This window comes from Coprococcus ammoniilyticus, from assembly GCF_025567345.1.
Classification (GTDB): Bacteria; Bacillota; Clostridia; order Lachnospirales; family Lachnospiraceae; genus Coprococcus; species Coprococcus ammoniilyticus.
The window spans coordinates 366,430-383,379 of sequence record NZ_JAOQJS010000003.1 but is presented as its reverse complement, the minus strand read 5'-3'; the positions used below and the strand labels follow the sequence as shown (position 1 = coordinate 383,379).

Below are 16,950 nucleotides of genomic sequence, written 5' to 3'. Positions count from 1 at the left end.
GGACATAAATTATTTGTTTATAAAATGCAGATTTTAAAAACAGATCATAATAAATTCTTATAATAAAAACAGGCAACCTGAGTGCGGTCGCGCAGGTCAAGCTTCATAAGGATATTACTGAGATAATTGCGGACGGTTCCTTCCGAGAGGAAGAGCTGCTCTGCAATTTCTTTGTTATTCAGACCATCGGCAATCAGCCGGATCAGTTCAAATTCTTTTTCTGTCAGATTGTAGGACGGATAATCAAAACGATCTTCAGCCTGTAACAGGGTAGGGATCTTGTTCATGATTTCATTTCCAAAGACAGTTTGTCCGTTGTGTACAGCAGTGATCGCAGATGCAACTGTCTCGAAATCTTGTTTTAAGATGTATCCCTTTGCGCCGGTCCGGATGGCTTTGATGATATAGTCATCATCGGCGAAGGTAGTAAGTAACAGAATCTTTGCGTCAGGGTGCCCGGTGATGATCTCTTTCGATGCGGTCAGACCATCCATGCCCTCCATACGAATATCCATTAACAGAACATCGGGGATGTAAGTATCGTACAGGGAGATGGCGTCGTGACCATTTGCTCCGGTCGCAAGTACGGTAATATCTGAGTAGGATTCTAAGATGATCTTTAATGATGCGCTGACAAATGCATCATCATCAACAATTATAATATTCATGCAGTTCTATCTCCTTTTTGTGTATGCTTTGGAATACTGACAAACAGGCGGAATCCGGAATTGGTTGTGATCTGTAAAGTACCGGATAAGGATTGGACTCGTTCCCGGATGTTGGTAAGTCCGATACCAGGGGTGTCTGTAAGGTGAATGTCTGTTCCGTTGTCATGAATCGTCAACTGATAGAACCCCGGATGTTCCCGGATCAGAATCGAGAGCTGATCGCCGTTACTGTGCTTTACAGCATTTGTGATCGCTTCTTTGGCAATACTGATAAGACAGTACTTGATATCCTTTGGAACAATGTTGCTCATATCATATTCAAATGAAGTATGAAAGCCTGTTATATCATTTAACATATCCTGAATGGCAGCTTTCGTATCAATGGATTCATCGTGAAGGTCGTGGACACTTGATCGTATACTGTTCATGGCAGTATCCAGCGTAGTGCGGAGATCAGAAAGCGGATTTGCAAGGATCGGTTCTTTGTTGATCGTCTGGATCGCACCAACCTGGAGAATGGATCTGGTGAGCATGTGACCGACATTATCATGGATTTCTCTGGCAATACGATTTCTCTCTTTCAGGGTTGCAGTATAGATCCTGTTATCCTGTTCCTTCCGGATCATACGGATTCGTTCTTTTGCCAGAAGTTCATTTGTCTCCGATGTATCTGTAAGGTGCTTCATCTGTTGATGAAGGGTGGCAAGCTCTGTGGTCAGATATCCGTATAACATGCTGCACAGACAGAGAACACATATTAAAAGAAGTGTTTCTACAGAAAATTTTGTTGTAGCCAGAATGATAGCAAGGATCCCGATGGGAGCAGTATAACGGACTGGCCGTCTGCTCAGATAGAAGCAGAAAAGCGGAAGAAATACAACAAGTTCAGGAATCATACAGCACAGAATAAATATGCCTGCATGGATAAGAGTCAGAGCTGCAGGTGAGAGTCTGTCGGCAATCAGTATTGTGCCAAAGGCAAGGATGATCGCAAGCAGGATATATATTACGCTGTGCGTGGATATCGAAAAAGTGTGAATACACATAATACAGCATATTACAAATATAAGCAGTCGTGTCAGGATTTGCTTCATAACTTCCCCTTGTATATAGACAGGTCACGCGGATGTCAGGTAATTGCGTGAACCGGATCGGATTCATAAGTGACGATATTAGTATACCTGTTGAAAAATACAGCGTCAATTGACTAAATATGAAAAACTCCGGATTTTAAAAGAATGTGACAAATGTCATATTATGGATGTGAAGATTGGCACTGAACAGAATTATCCTGGTATGATAGAATGACAGCATAACATGGAACATATGCGATGGGTTTCAGACGCGATGCCGGAAGAAACAATAGCATCCGAATAGAAAATGAATGAGGAGACAGTTATGGAATATGCGATTGAAGTAAAAGATCTGGTGAAACGATATAAAGATTTTGTAGCATTATCACACTTTGATCTGGAGGTGAAAGAGGGCGAGATCTTCGGCCTGCTTGGACCGAATGGGTCGGGCAAGACGACGACGATCAACTGTATCTTGTCACTGCTTACATACGATCAGGGCGATGTCCGGGTATTTGGTAAGAAGATGACATCGACGAGTTATGATCTGAAACGAGAGATCGGTGTTGTAATGCAGAATGTGGCTGTATTTGATGAAATGACGGTATATGAGAATATCGATTATTTCTGTGGGCTGTATATCAGGGATAAAGAGACAAGAAAACAGTATGTAGAGGATGCCATTGCATTTGTCGAGCTTCAGGACTATAAGAAGTTCCTGCCGAAAAAGCTGTCAGGAGGACTTCTCAGACGATTAAATATTGCATGTGGAATTGCACACAAACCAAAGCTGATCTTTTTTGATGAACCGACGGTGGCGGTAGATCCACAGAGCAGGAACAAGATCTTAGAGGGAATTGTCGAGCTTAATAAGAAAGGCGCAACGATCATTTACACTTCTCATTACATGGAAGAGGTAGAACAGATCTGTAGCCGTATATTGATCATGGATAAAGGCCAAAAGGTCGCTCTTGGCACGAAGGAAGAATTGAAAAAAATGATAAAGAAGACGGAGAGTATCTTCATAGAAGCTCCGGCACTGACAGATGAACAACTGCTGGAGCTGAAACAGCTTCCGCATGTGTATGACAGTTCATATCAGGATGGAATGCTGAAACTGGTCTACTCCGGTGGAAATCATAATCTGATCCGGATTATGGAATATATGAAGGAGCATGCGGTATTATTTGGAAAAGTATATACCGAGCTTCCGAGTCTGAACGATGTGTTTCTTGAGATCACCGGAAAGACGCTTCGGGATTAGGAGGGGTGGATATGTTTTGGCATAATTTTAAATATGCAGGTAAAATGCTGATAAAAGGAAAAGATACACTGTTCTGGACGATATTGTTTCCGATCGCATTATTCACATTCATGTACATGGCATTTGGAAATATCATGGAAAAGGATGAAATGTTTAAAGATATCCCGGTTGCGGTTGTGAGGGATGGCGAGAACGATACAGCACTTATGATGGTGCTGTCTACGCTCTCCATGGACGGCGAAGATAAACGGATCGACATGGAGGTGCTCAACGAGAAAGAAGCACTTCAAAAGTTAAATGATGAAGAAGTGACCGGTGTGATCTATACATCGGATGCGAGCCTGACAGTGAGGCAGAGTGACATCAAGGAGTCGATACTGGAATCAATCCTGAATCAGTATAAGCAGATGGAACAGATGTATCTGAATCTGATGCAGAAGGATCCGGAGGCTGCATCGGAGATCATTCAGAAGGCAGTGCAGAGCGATGCGGTATATTATGAAGAGATTTCCACAACGGACGGATGTCAGAATGAGTATTATAATTATTTCTATGCAGTGCTTGCTATGAGTTGCCTGTTTTCTTCCTTTGCCGGAATCACAAGAATGCATAAGCTGCAGGCAAATGAAAGCGCACTTGGAATGCGTCGTTGTCTGTCACCGAATCCTAAACTTGTGATTGTTCTGGCGGAGTATCTGGCATTACTGCTGGTTCAGTTTGCAGCTGAGGTTATCACTGTAATCTATATGCGGCTGTTCGGTGTACAGTTTGGAATAAAATATCCGGCTATTTTACTGGTACTCTTTATTGCATGTAATATCGGTATTGCCGGGGGAATGCTGCTTGGTACCTGGTCAAAATGCTCATATGGAGGAAAAATTGGAATTGCGGTAGCGGCCAGCCTGATCTTCTCTTTTATGGCGGATCTGATGGTACATGGAATCAAAAACAGTATTGAAGATAAACTTCCGATTCTGAACCGGGTTAATCCGGCAGTGTTGGTAACGGACTGTCTCTATGCGCTCAATGTATACGATAATTACGATCGGTATTTCAGAAATATTCTGATCTTAACCGGTATGGCTGTCTGTCTGCTTGGAGCGAGTATTCTGGTCTTAAGGAGGAATAAATATGCAAGTGTTTAAATCCTATTTTAAAATCTTAAATAAGAAAAAAGGCTCAATGTTGATGTATATTGGGATCTTTGCAGGCATTATATTTGGATTTATATTGCCGAATTCCGGTAAAACAGAAGATGAATATAAAAGCATGAAGTGTAAATTTGCCTGGTTCGATTATGATCATACGGAAGAAAGTGAAGAACTGTTTTCGTATCTGGATCATGCACATAAACATGCTGAATTAAAAACAGATACGACGGAAGCGATGCAGGACAGTTTGTTTAACCGGGATACAGACTGTATCGTCCGCATTAAAAAAGGTTATGCGGATCATCTGGATAAGGAAGATCTGTCCGATTATATCGAGATCGTTGCAATTCCGAACCGGAGCAAGGTGGAACTGTTTGAATCAGATGTAAATAAATATATCTCTTATCTGAATGCATATTTTGCAGCCGGATATGATCGGGCAGAGGCAGCAGCTCAGGTGGATGAATTGTTTCAGACTAGAACGAACGTAACGATGACAACGGAAGACCATGGCGGAAAACATAGTACGAGATACACATTTTTCAGTTATCTGGGATGGATACTTGTGGTTATGATGATCGAGGGTGTAAGTCCGGTATTGATCGTTTACGACAAAAAAGAATTAAGAGAACGGGTCGCAAGCTCGGCATATAAATATTCCAATATGACAAAAGAGATTCTTCTCGGAACAATCGTGACGGGATTTCTTGGATGCGCAGTATTTGCAGTTGGAGGATGCCTTGTATTCAGAAAAGAAATGTTTACGGTAGCAGGACTTGGGAATCTGCTAAATATGGTCTGCTACATGTTTGTAGCCATGGCACTTGCATTTCTTGCAAGTAAGATTGTCCGAAACGAGGAAGGTTTCAGTATGATCGGCAATATAGTGTCTCTTGGTATGGCATTCCTGTCCGGCATCTTTGTTCCAGTGGAATTTCTCGGAGCAGGAGTCATTAAGCTGGCGCATTTTCTTCCGGCTTACTGGTATGTCAGAGTCGTTGATCTTCTGGACTATGAGGCGAAGATACCATCGGAAGCATTTGTATATATGGGGATCGAGCTGCTCTTTTCAGCCGCCATCATCACGATCGCAATCGTGGTCGACCGTGCAAAAAACCACCGTTTGGTGGCGTGAAAAGAAAAAATTAAGCCCATATATCTAATTCCTATTTTTAGAATAAAACGACAAGCAATTTTTATTTAAAACAGAAAAAATTCCGTAGATGAAAAAACTACCGTGCAACAATCATATTCCACACTGGTATGTAGCAAGGTTGTTTGATTATTGAGACAAAATGGAAGATGCATTACTGTTATGAAGCAAGCCTTTTTCAACGCCGGTTCTTAGTGAATCGCCATAGGCGAGGAGCTTAGCACCGTTGCGTTGAAATAGAGTGCAAACGACTTGCAGAATAATATGTAATGCATCTTCCATTTTTATTTAATCATTTAGGATATAACCTTGCGTAATACCTTGTGTGTGGTGTGATGTTGCACGGTAGTTTATCATTTATGGAATTTTTCGTCCTAAAAATTATTTGTCGTTGTTTTTGTTCTTCTCGTTCATCATTGCGCGGACTTTCATGGACAGGCCGAACAGGTTGATGAATCCGGTTGCATCCTTATGGTCGTACAGCTCACCGGTAGTGAAGCTTGCAAGACTCTCAGAATACAGAGAATATGGAGAAGTTGTTCCGGCTTTGATGATATTTCCCTTGTACAGTCTCATCTTAACCTGACCGGTAACTGTCTCCTGTGTCTTTTCAACAAATGCCTGAAGAGCTTCACGAAGAGGGCAGAACCACTTTCCTTCGTATACAAGATCGGCAAACTTGGTTGCTACGAGCTTCTTGTATGCAAGTGTTTCACGATCCAGAGTCAGCTCCTCTAACTGCTTGTGAGCTTCCATCAGAATTGTTCCGCCGGGAGTCTCATAAACACCACGGGACTTCATGCCGACAACACGGTTCTCAACGATATCGATAATACCGATACCATGTTTGCCGCCTAAACGGTTTAATTCACGAATGATATCAGAAACTTTCATCTTTGTACCATTAATAGCAGTTGGGATACCCTTTTCAAAATCAAGTGTCAGATATTCATCCTCATCCGGTGCCTTTTCAGGGGTAACACCGAGAACCAGAAGATCATCGTAGTTTGGTTCGTTTGCAGGATTCTCCAGTTCCAGACCTTCATGGCTGATGTGCCAGATATTACGGTCACGGCTGTAAGAATGAGCAGCATCAAATGGAAGATTAATACCATGTGCCTGACAGTATGCGATCTCCGCATCACGGGAATCCAGCTTCCATTCCGGCTGTCTCCATACAGCGATAACCTTGATGTCAGGAGCAAGAGCCTTAATTGAAAGCTCAAATCTTAACTGGTCATTTCCTTTTCCTGTTGCGCCGTGACAGATCGCAACAGCGCCTTCCTTACGAGCAACCTCAACTAATTTCTTAGCGATCAGAGGTCTTGCGAAAGAAGTACCGAGTAAATATTTATTCTCATATACAGCATCTGCCTGAACAGTTGGCATGATGTATTCATCACATAATTCATCAACAACATCCAGAATGTATAACTTGGAAGCTCCTGAATATTTTGCTCTTTCATCCAGTCCTTCCAGCTCACTTTCCTGTCCTACGTCGATGCAGGCGCAGATAACATCGTAATCATAAGTTTCTTTTAACCAAGGGATGATAGCTGTTGTATCAAGACCGCCTGAGTATGCAAGAACAACTTTGTCTTTTGCCATTTCTAAATCCTCCTTAAATTCATAAAGTTTTACCTGCAAATAAATATATAACGGTAATGAATATTATGCAAGTATTTTTGGAAAATGCTGGTCTGAAAATCGTACTTTGAAAGGAATATTGGTTGTAAATTGTACTTTTTTATTGTATCATATAAATAATAATGTCGTAAAATAAGTTGCAGAGAGGATGTCTTTATTTATATGGATAAGAAGACTACACAATTCGATCAACGTCTATCCGAATATCGGGACAGACTGTTACAACGGAATAAGGAAATGACGACTGACGATGATGACCGGATCGATGCGATCATCAATGGAAGTGCAGATACAGAGGAAATGGAGGCTCCTGCGGGTATGAATGAGATACAGGAGCAGTCGGAGACATCGGAGAAGGAAGATACACAGAGAGCGCCGGAACCGGTGTCGGAATCGTATAAAGAGTATGCGGACAAGCTGGAATCTGTATTACAGGAAGTCGGCGTATCAAAGAAACCGGAAAAAAAGGAAGAAAACAAAAAAGAAGAGAAGAAAATCGAAAAGAAAGCTGAAAAGAAAAATGATATTGAAGCTGCTGCAGAACGGGAACGGAAACGGCTGGCAAGAAAGAATGCAGGACTTGACAAAGAAGAGACTTTGGAACTGACAGAAGAGCCGGAACCGGAAGAACCTGATTATGATGATGACTCTTCGGATGATTTTATGGAAGAAGATGGCGGACGCACATCAGCAGCCAAGGAGAATCTTCAGAATATATTGTTTGGCGCTGGCCGGGCATTTCAGAATCTGAAAAAGGAACAGGAAGAGAAAGAGGATAAGGACAGGGAACGGAAACAATCTGGAACTGTATCGGTTGTTAATCGTTGGCTGATTGTTGGAGTTGTCCTTTTGATTGTCTTTATCGTGCTGACGATAAGTTATATTGGAGCAAACAAATCATACAAATATAACCAGATGGATATCCGTCCGATTGCGGAATCAGACCTGACAGTGAATGATGGCGTGGAAGATGCGACGAAAGGATATACAACGATCGCATTGTATGGTGTGGATTCCAGAGACGCCAACCTGAATACAGGAACCAACAGTGATACGATCCTTCTTGTCAGTATCAATAATGACACAAAGGAAGTAAAGCTGGTATCCGTGTACAGAGATACATTGTTTGAGCTCCAGGGTGAGACACCGGTTACACAGAAGGTAAATTACGCATATCAGTTGGGCGGAGCATTAATGTCCATTAACACACTGAACACGAATCTGGATCTGAAGATCACAGATTATATAACGGTAGATTTTAATGCGATGTCAAGCATCATCAATGCACTTGGTGGTGTGGAGATAACGATTGAAGAGGAAGAAGTCAACAGCCTGAATAAGAATCTGGCAGAACAGATCGCAATATCAGGAGAATACTCCAATGGTGTTCATTCTGCGGGGAAACAGCTCCTGAATGGTCAGCAGGCAGTAGCCTATACCAGGATCCGGAGCAATGCAAAGGGTGATATTACCAGAACCGAACGACAGAGAATCGTTCTGTTAGAGCTGATCAGCAAGCTTGGAAATGCAGGAAGCGATACGATCCGTAATCTGCTGGATGTATCCTTTAGCTGTATCTCTACCAGTCTTACAAAGACAGAGGCGGAGAAATTTGTGAAGGATGCTGCTTCCTACAAGATCACAGGCAATACGGGCTTCCCATTCGCCTACAGCTTCGCATCCCTTGAGGATAAGGGCAGCGTGATCGTGCCTGCAGATATGGCGGCAAATGTAACAGCACTTCATGCATGGCTGTATGGAGACAGTGGATATTCGGTATCGACAACGGCGGCTGCGATCAGCAAAACAATCGCTGATGAAACCGGCGTGGCATCAGCAGGCAGCATTGATATCGAGCAGGCAGTCAGTGAAGTGACGGAGTCTGCCTCAGAAACCGGAAACGGCACAGAAGAAGATTCATCGGATGTGAAGACGATCACAACACCTCCGGAGGGTATGATAGAAAATGAATAGTCGGCAGATGCCGGGTAAATAGATTCAGACAGAGAACCTGAGAACTGTATCCGATGCGGTTTTCAGGTTCTTTTTCACAAGAACGAAGAAAGACAGGTATCATGCATATGAGAAAACGATGGTGGATAGCCGGTATCCTGACTGTTGTTCTGACAGCAGGATTTGGGACTGGAAATGGTAACCAACAACTGAATATGGCAGGGCAGGATGGAATCACCCATGTATATGCGGCAGAGTGTCCGGATGAAAAAACAGAGATCATTCCGTTTCGTGGAAGAGAAAGTTATATCCTGTCAGAGTGGGAACTGGAAACAGAAGGTAAGCTGGAGCAGGCAGCTATGGTAAAACAGTACATATCTACGATGACACTGCGGGAGAAGGTGTGCCAGATGATCATTGCCGATCCGGAAAATCTGGTTACAACACATGATGTCACAAAAGTGGATGCGGAAATGAAGCAGGCACTTGCAGACTATCCGGTAGGCGGGATCATGCTAAAGTCCAGAAATATCGAAAACAAAAAGCAATTAAAGAAACTGCTTAAAAATTTGCAGAAGCAATCGGAGATCGCATTATTCCTTGCGGTTGATGAAGAAGGCGGAAAGGTCAGCCGGGTACTGTCGAACCTCGGAAACCGGGAAGGCGGGACGATCGATCCGATGTATGAATATAAGGATGATGGTACGGATACGGCATTTGAAAATGCGAGGGAGCTTGGGAGCAATCTGGCATATTATGGGTTTAATCTGGATTTTGCACCGGTGGCTGATGTGTGGTCGAATCCTAAGAATACCGTGATCGGAAAACGGGCATACAGTGATGATTATGAACAGGCGGCGGAGCTGATTCCGTATGCAGTGGAGGGCTTTCATGCCGGCGGCGTGATGTGTACCCTGAAGCATTTTCCGGGACACGGGGATACCGTTGAGGATTCCCATTATGGAACGGCGTATGTAAGGGCAACGCTGAAAGAACTGGAAACGCAGGAGTTTGTTCCGTTTCGGGCAGGAATCCGGGCAGGGGCCGATTGTGTTATGATCGGACATCTGGTAGTACCTGACATATCAGATCAGCCGGCGGATCTCTCGGAAACACTGGTTACAGGCTGTCTGCGAAACGAGCTGGCCTTTCATGGATTGATCATCACAGACTCCTTTCAGATGGAAGCAATCACGGATCATTATGAACCGGGAGAAGCTGCGGTGCTGGCAATCCGGGCAGGTGTGGATCTGATCCTTGAACCGGAAGATCTTGGGGAAACGGTTGAAGGGATTCTGACTGCGTCAGACAAGGGAGAACTGACTGAGAAGCGGATCGATGAAAGCGTGGAACGGATACTGATGGCAAAACAGGTAAATGGAATCCAGATAGATCGTAAAATTAAGAAACAATAGTAACACAATTCAAAAATATGATAGAAAACGATGAAAACATCAAAAAGAAAATTATGAGTAAAAATACAATTCATGGGAATGAAATCACTTGAATTGTATTTTTTAATATATAAATATAGTGATTTGTAAATACAAAATACTTTAAAAAATTAAGTTTGCAAACTATCTGACAATTTGACGAAAAAAGTTATTTACAAACGGAAAAAAAGATAGTATGATTACAAATCATAAAAAGCACAGAGCTGTATTTGAGAAATACTATCAGATAATCGGGCAGTAGGATCTCAACAGGCACTGACAATAAGTTGGAAAGGAAAACGAGCATGGAAGATAACAGAAACGTAGCAAATCCAGGGTTATACCGTGAAGAATATGAACATGATAACTGTGGTATCGGTGCCGTTGTGAATATCAAGGGCATTAAGACACATGAGACCGTAAATAATGCGTTAAAGATTGTTGAAAATCTGGAACACAGAGCAGGAAAAGATGCAGAAGGAAAAACCGGTGACGGTGTAGGTATCCTTCTTCAGATCTCACACAAATTTTTCAGAAAAACCGTTGCAGAACTTGGATATGATCTGGGTAAGGAACGGGATTATGGTGTTGGTATGTTTTTCTTTCCACAGGATGAATTGTCAAGAAAACAGGCAATGAAGATGTTTGAGGTTATTGTCGAGAAAGAAGGACTGGAGTTTTTATGCTGGAGAATGGTTCCGACGACTCCGGGTATCCTCGGTAAGAAAGCTATTGATGTTATGCCATGTATCATGCAGGCGTTTATCAAGAGACCGGCAACCGTAAAAGCAGGACTTGATTTTGACCGGAAGCTGTATTTTGTCAGAAGAATATTTGAAGAAAGTAACGATGATACCTATGTGCCATCACTTTCCAGCAAGACGATCGTATATAAAGGTATGTTCTTAGTTGGAGAGCTTCGTAAGTTCTATAACGACCTTCAGGATCCGGATTATGAATCAGCAATCGGACTTGTACATTCAAGATTCTCAACGAATACAACGCCTAGCTGGCTTCGTGCACATCCATACCGTTATCTTTGTCACAATGGTGAGATCAATACGATCCGTGGAAATGAAGATAAGATGATCGCCAGAGAAGAGACAATGGAATCCACGATCATGCAGGATGAGATGTACAAGGTTATGCCGGTACTTGATCCAAATGGTTCCGATTCCGCAAGATTGGATAACTGTTTGGAGTTCCTGGTATTAAATGGCATTCCACTTCCACTTGCCGTTATGATCACCATTCCGGAGCCTTGGGAGAATGACCGATTTATGAGTCAGGAGAAAAAGGACTTCTATCAGTATTATGCAACTATGATGGAACCTTGGGACGGACCTGCATCGATCCTGTTCACAGACGGAGATATCATGGGTGCAGTGCTCGACCGTAACGGACTCAGACCTTCCAGATATTATATAACAGATGATGATTACCTGATCCTTTCCTCAGAGGTTGGTGTATTAGAGGTCGATCCGTCAAAGATCGTTAAGAAGGATCGTTTAAGACCGGGACGTATGCTTTTAGTTGATACGGTAAACGGCCGTCTGATCTCTGATGATGAGATCAAAGAAAAATATGCAAAAGCAAAACCATATGGTGAATGGCTCGACAGTAATCTGGTCAAGTTAAATGACCTGAAGATCCCGAACATCCGTGTAGAGGAATATACCGATGAAGAACGGGCAAAGCTTCAGAAAGCATTTGGTTATACATTTGAGGACTTTAAGAATACGATCTATCCAATGGCTGAAAAAGGTGCAGAAGCGATCAGCGCAATGGGAACGGATACTCCGCTTGCTGTACTTTCAAACAGTGACAAGCCATTGTTTAACTATTTCAAACAGTTATTTGCTCAGGTAACGAATCCTCCGATTGATGCGATCCGTGAGGAGATCGTTACATCAACTTCCGTATATCTTGGAAAGGATGGCAACATTCTGGAAGAGAAGCCGGAAAACTGTCATGTATTAAAGATCCATAATCCAATCCTTACAAATACTGATATTTTAAAGATCAAGAACATGAAGGTAGAAGGATTGAAGGTCGGCGTTCTTCCAATCCTTTACTATAAGAATACATCACTGGAAAAAGCATTGGATCGACTGTTTGTAGAAGCAGATAAGCTGTACCGTGACGGTGTAAATATCCTGATCCTGTCAGACCGTGGTGTCGATGAAACACATGTTGCGATTCCTTCCTTATTAGCAGTTTCGGCTATGCAGAAGCATCTGGTAAGAACCAAGAAGAGAACTTCGGTTGCGATCATTCTGGAGAGTGCCGATCCTAGAAATGTGCATCATTTTGCAACCCTGCTTGGTTACGGTGCCTGTGCTGTCAACCCATATCTGGCAATTGAGACGATCAAACAGATGGTAGACAGTCATCTGTTAAATAAGGATTTCAATGCGGCTGTCGATGATTACAATGCAGCGATCATGCATGGCATCGTAAAGATCGCATCCAAGATGGGTGTATCAACGATCCAGTCTTACATGGGATCCCAGATCTTTGAATGTATCGGACTTTCCAAAGAGGTCGTTGATAAATATTTCACAAATACAGTAAGCTGCGTAGGCGGTTCCGGTATCAAGGAGATCGAGAAGACAGTGGATGCCCTTCATTCATCTGCATTTGATCCGCTTGGCCTGGATACTAATCTTGCACTGACAAGCATCGGTGCACATAAGTTCAGAAGCGGTAAGGAAGAGCATCTGTATAATCCACAGACGATCTACCTGCTGCAGCAGGCGACCAGAAGAGGAGATTACAGCCTGTTCAAGCAATATACCGCATGTCTGGAAGATGAGACAAAACCATTCCATCTGAGAGGACTGATGGAATTCAAATATGCTGAGAATCCAATTCCGCTGGAAGAGGTAGAACCGGTAGAATCCATTGTAAAACGTTTCAAGACCGGAGCAATGAGTTATGGTTCCATTTCACAGGAAGCACATGAATGTATGGCGATCGCAATGAATACGATCGGTGGTAAATCCAATTCCGGTGAAGGTGGAGAGTCGATCGACCGATTAACAATAGGAAAAGACGGTAAGAACCGTTGCTCCGCGATCAAGCAGGTAGCATCTGGACGATTCGGTGTTACATCCAGATATCTGGTCAGCGCAAAAGAGATCCAGATCAAGATGGCACAGGGCGCAAAGCCGGGTGAAGGTGGACATCTTCCTGGTGGAAAGGTATATCCATGGATCGCAAAGACTCGGTTATCTACTCCGGGTGTCAGCCTGATCTCACCACCACCGCATCATGATATTTATTCGATCGAGGATCTGGCACAGTTGATCTACGATTGCAAGAATGCAAACCGTGATGCAAGAATCTCTGTAAAACTGGTATCAGAAGCCGGTGTTGGTACAGTTGCAGCTGGTGTTGCAAAGGCAGGAGCACAGGTTATCCTCATCTCCGGTTACGATGGTGGTACCGGTGCAGCACCAAATAACTCCATTCATTATGCAGGACTTCCTTGGGAGCTTGGTCTGGCAGAGACACACCAGACACTGATCAGGAATGATCTTCGTAACAAGGTTATCCTTGAAACCGATGGTAAGCTGATGACCGGACGTGATGTTGCAATCGCAGCCATGCTTGGTGCAGAGGAATTCGGATTTGCAACAGCTCCGCTGGTAACCATGGGCTGTGTAATGATGCGGGTATGTAATCTGGATACCTGTCCGGTTGGTATCGCTACACAGAATCCGGAGCTTCGTAAGAGATTCAAAGGCAAACCGGAATATGTCATCAACTTTATGAAATTTATTGCAGAGGAGCTTCGTGAATATATGTCGAAGCTTGGTGTCAGAACGGTGGATGAACTGGTAGGACGTTCCGATTTGTTATATGCAGGAAAGGGAGCAGAGGACAGAAATGTTGATCTGTCACTGATCATCAATAATCCATATATTGACGCACCTCAGAATAAGATCAAATATAACGAGAAGCATCCATATGACTTCCAGCTTGAAAAGACGATCGATATGCGTGTTCTGTTAAAGAAACTCGGACCTGCTCTTGAAAAGGGACAGAAGAAGAGTATCGAGATCGATGTTGTGAATACCGATCGTTCCGTTGGTACGATCTTCGGATCAGAGATCACAAAGCGCTATGGAGATACCTTGGAGGATGATTCTTACCTTGTAAAATGTAATGGCGCAGGTGGACAGAGCTTTGGTGCATTTGTACCAAAGGGACTTACCTTAGAGCTTGTCGGAGACAGCAATGACTACTTCGGAAAAGGACTTTCCGGTGGTAAGCTGATCGTATATCCGCCACGTTCCGCAAAATTTGTCCATGAAGACAATATTATTATCGGTAATGTAGCACTTTACGGAGCAACCAGTGGCAAGGCATATATCAACGGCGTTGCCGGTGAGCGATTTGCAGTTCGTAACTCCGGAGCAACCGCAGTTGTTGAAGGTGTCGGCGATCATGGTTGTGAATATATGACAGGTGGTAAGGTGGTAGTCCTTGGACGCACCGGAAAGAACTTTGCAGCCGGCATGAGTGGTGGTATCGCATATGTTCTTGATATGGAGAATGACCTGTATAAGCGTCTGAATAAGGAAATGATCCATGTGGAAGCAGTATCCGACAAATATGAGATCGGTGAACTGAAGCAGATGATCATGGATCATGTAAATTATACAAATTCAGAGATTGGAAAACGAATCCTGGATAAGTTTAATGAGTATCTTCCAAAATTCAAGAAGATCATTCCAAAGGATTATGAGAAGATGATGAACACCATTGTTGCGATGGAAGAAAAGGGTTTGACCAGTGAACAGGCAACGATCGAAGCATTCTACAAGATTAAAAATGGAGGTAAATAGATATGGGAAAGCCAACGGGATTTTTAGAATATGAAAGAGAAACCAGTATAGAGATCGCTCCGGAAGAAAGAATTAAGAATTTCAATGAATTCCATATACCATTAAGTCTTGAAGAACAGAAGATCCAGGCTGCCAGATGTATGGACTGTGGTGTTCCATTCTGTCAGGCAGGTATGATGATCGGCGGTATGGCATCCGGTTGTCCGTTAAATAATCTGATCCCTGAATGGAACGATATGATCTATAATGACAACTGGGAACATGCTTATGCCAGACTGAGCAAGACCAATAATTTCCCTGAATTTACCAGCCGTGTATGTCCGGCTCTCTGTGAGAAGGCATGTACCTGTAATATTAACGGTGATCCGGTATCCGTAAGAGAAAATGAACGTGCGATCATTGAATATGCCTATGCAAATGGTCTGGTAAATGATCAGCCTCCAAAAGGAAAAACAGACAAAAAAGTTGCCGTGATCGGTTCCGGTCCATCCGGACTTGCTGTAGCGGATATGTTAAACAGCCGTGGACATGACGTCACTGTATATGAGAGAAGTGACAGACCGGGCGGACTTCTGATGTATGGTATTCCAAATATGAAACTGGAAAAAGAAGTCATCGACCGTAAGATCGCATATATGGAAAAGCGAGGCATCCGTTTTATATTAAATACAGAAGTGGCAACCGGAAAGTCCACAGCAAAGTCACCGTATCCAAAGGATGACCAGATCACAGGATATCTGAAGAATCCAAATCAAAAGTATGTAAAGGCAGAAGATCTGTTAAAGGAATATGATGCAGTTGTACTTGCCTGCGGCGCATCCAATCCAAGAGATATCAAGGCAGCAGGCAGAGATGCGAAGGGAATCTATTTTGCAGTTGATTTCTTAAAGACAACGACAAAGAGTCTTGTAAATTCAAAGTTTGCAGATAAGCAGTTCGTGAACTGCAAGGGTAAAAATGTTCTGGTTATCGGCGGCGGTGATACCGGTAATGACTGTGTGGGAACTGCCGTCAGAGAAGGAGCAAAGAGTGTTACCCAGCTTGAGATGATGCCGAAGCTTCCGGATCAGAGGGCAGAGAATAACCCATGGCCGGAGTGGCCGAGAGTCTGCAAGACCGATTATGGTCAGCAGGAAGCAATTGCAGTATACGGACACGATCCTCGTATCTATGAGACGACCGTTAAGGAGTTCTTAAAGGATAAGGATGGTAATGTGAAGGGGGCCAAGTGCGTAAAACTTGACTGGCAGAAGGATCCAAAGACCGGCCGCATGAATATGACAGAGGTACCGGACAGTGAGTATGTGATCGACTGTGAAGTTGTTCTGATCGCAGCCGGATTTCTTGGTAGCCAGAAGTATGTAGCAGACAGCTTTGGCGTAGAATTAAATGAACGTACCAATGTAAAGACTGCATGCCCGAAGTCCTATGCAACGAATGTGCCAAAGGTATTTGTTGCAGGTGATATGCACAGAGGCCAGTCGCTGGTCGTATGGGCGATTCATGAAGGTAGAGAAGCTGCTGTTGCAGTAGATTCGATGTTGGTTGGATATACAAACCTGAACAGCTAAATATATTTATAGAAGAAACTGTTATGCAGATGTCCGGAGTAAGGATGTCTGCATGGCAGTTTTTTCTGTTAAATATGTGCAAATTTTCTAATTTTTTGGGTTTTCTTTTATACTTATTGACAGAAAAACCGGGGGCGTTTAAAATAGATGTTATCTAGGTGAACTCTGCCCGGAACGATGTTTT

At 43.2% G+C, this 16,950-nt stretch carries 10 protein-coding genes; 7 read left to right on the top strand and 3 right to left on the bottom strand.

Translation table 11 applies throughout. The features are described from left to right. Positions 1-44: 44 nt before the first annotated feature. Positions 45-668, bottom strand: a complete 624-nt coding sequence (locus OCV60_RS06265) for a response regulator transcription factor (protein WP_117808759.1) — start codon at positions 666-668, stop codon at positions 45-47. Continuing rightward, positions 665-1,762 (bottom strand): sensor histidine kinase, encoded by a 1,098-nt coding sequence (locus OCV60_RS06260; RefSeq protein ID WP_262529784.1) that lies wholly within the window; start codon positions 1,760-1,762, stop codon positions 665-667. The genes OCV60_RS06265 and OCV60_RS06260 overlap by 4 nt, the downstream gene beginning before the upstream one ends. 304 nt (positions 1,763-2,066) lie before the next feature. On the opposite strand from OCV60_RS06260, the gene OCV60_RS06255 reads away from it, so the two are divergent. The 3 genes from OCV60_RS06255 to OCV60_RS06245 are packed head-to-tail and all read left to right on the top strand — an operon-like array spanning position 2,067 to position 5,291. Further along, a complete protein-coding gene (locus tag OCV60_RS06255; protein ID WP_021943491.1) occupies positions 2,067-3,005 on the top strand; it encodes an ABC transporter ATP-binding protein in 939 nt (312 codons plus the stop codon). Between the two features lie 11 nt (positions 3,006-3,016). After that, complete coding sequence (locus tag OCV60_RS06250) at positions 3,017-4,150, top strand: ABC transporter permease (protein WP_021943490.1); 1,134 nt, start codon at positions 3,017-3,019, stop codon at positions 4,148-4,150. Continuing rightward, the gene (locus OCV60_RS06245) at positions 4,137-5,291 is read left to right on the top strand and encodes an ABC transporter permease (RefSeq protein WP_262529778.1); all 1,155 of its coding nucleotides are present in this window, start codon (positions 4,137-4,139) and stop codon (positions 5,289-5,291) included. Before OCV60_RS06250 ends, OCV60_RS06245 begins: the two co-directional genes overlap by 14 nt. Positions 5,292-5,690: 399 nt before the next feature. Here the strand turns inward: OCV60_RS06245 and OCV60_RS06240 are convergent, their stop codons facing one another. Next, positions 5,691-6,917 carry an argininosuccinate synthase gene (locus OCV60_RS06240; RefSeq protein WP_117785164.1) on the bottom strand — a complete coding sequence of 409 codons (1,227 nt, stop codon included), beginning with the start codon at positions 6,915-6,917 and terminating at the stop codon, positions 5,691-5,693. Positions 6,918-7,118: 201 nt separating this feature from the next. Here OCV60_RS06240 and OCV60_RS06235 point away from each other — a divergent pair, with 201 nt between their 5' ends. The 4 genes from OCV60_RS06235 (at position 7,119) to OCV60_RS06220 (ending at position 16,766) form a co-directional block, all read left to right on the top strand. Next, positions 7,119-8,930: an LCP family protein gene (locus tag OCV60_RS06235; RefSeq protein WP_262529776.1), complete on the top strand. Its 1,812-nt coding sequence runs from the start codon at positions 7,119-7,121 to the stop codon at positions 8,928-8,930. Positions 8,931-9,037: 107 nt separating this feature from the next. After that, positions 9,038-10,324: a glycoside hydrolase family 3 N-terminal domain-containing protein gene (locus tag OCV60_RS06230; protein ID WP_262529774.1), complete on the top strand. Its 1,287-nt coding sequence runs from the start codon at positions 9,038-9,040 to the stop codon at positions 10,322-10,324. A gap of 323 nt (positions 10,325-10,647) precedes the next feature. Next, on the top strand, positions 10,648-15,195 hold the full coding sequence (gene gltB / locus OCV60_RS06225; protein ID WP_262529772.1) for a glutamate synthase large subunit: 4,548 nt from the start codon (positions 10,648-10,650) through the stop codon (positions 15,193-15,195). Positions 15,196-15,197: 2 nt separating this feature from the next. After that, a complete protein-coding gene (locus OCV60_RS06220; protein ID WP_021944726.1) occupies positions 15,198-16,766 on the top strand; it encodes a glutamate synthase subunit beta in 1,569 nt (522 codons plus the stop codon). Positions 16,767-16,950: the final 184 nt, after the last annotated feature.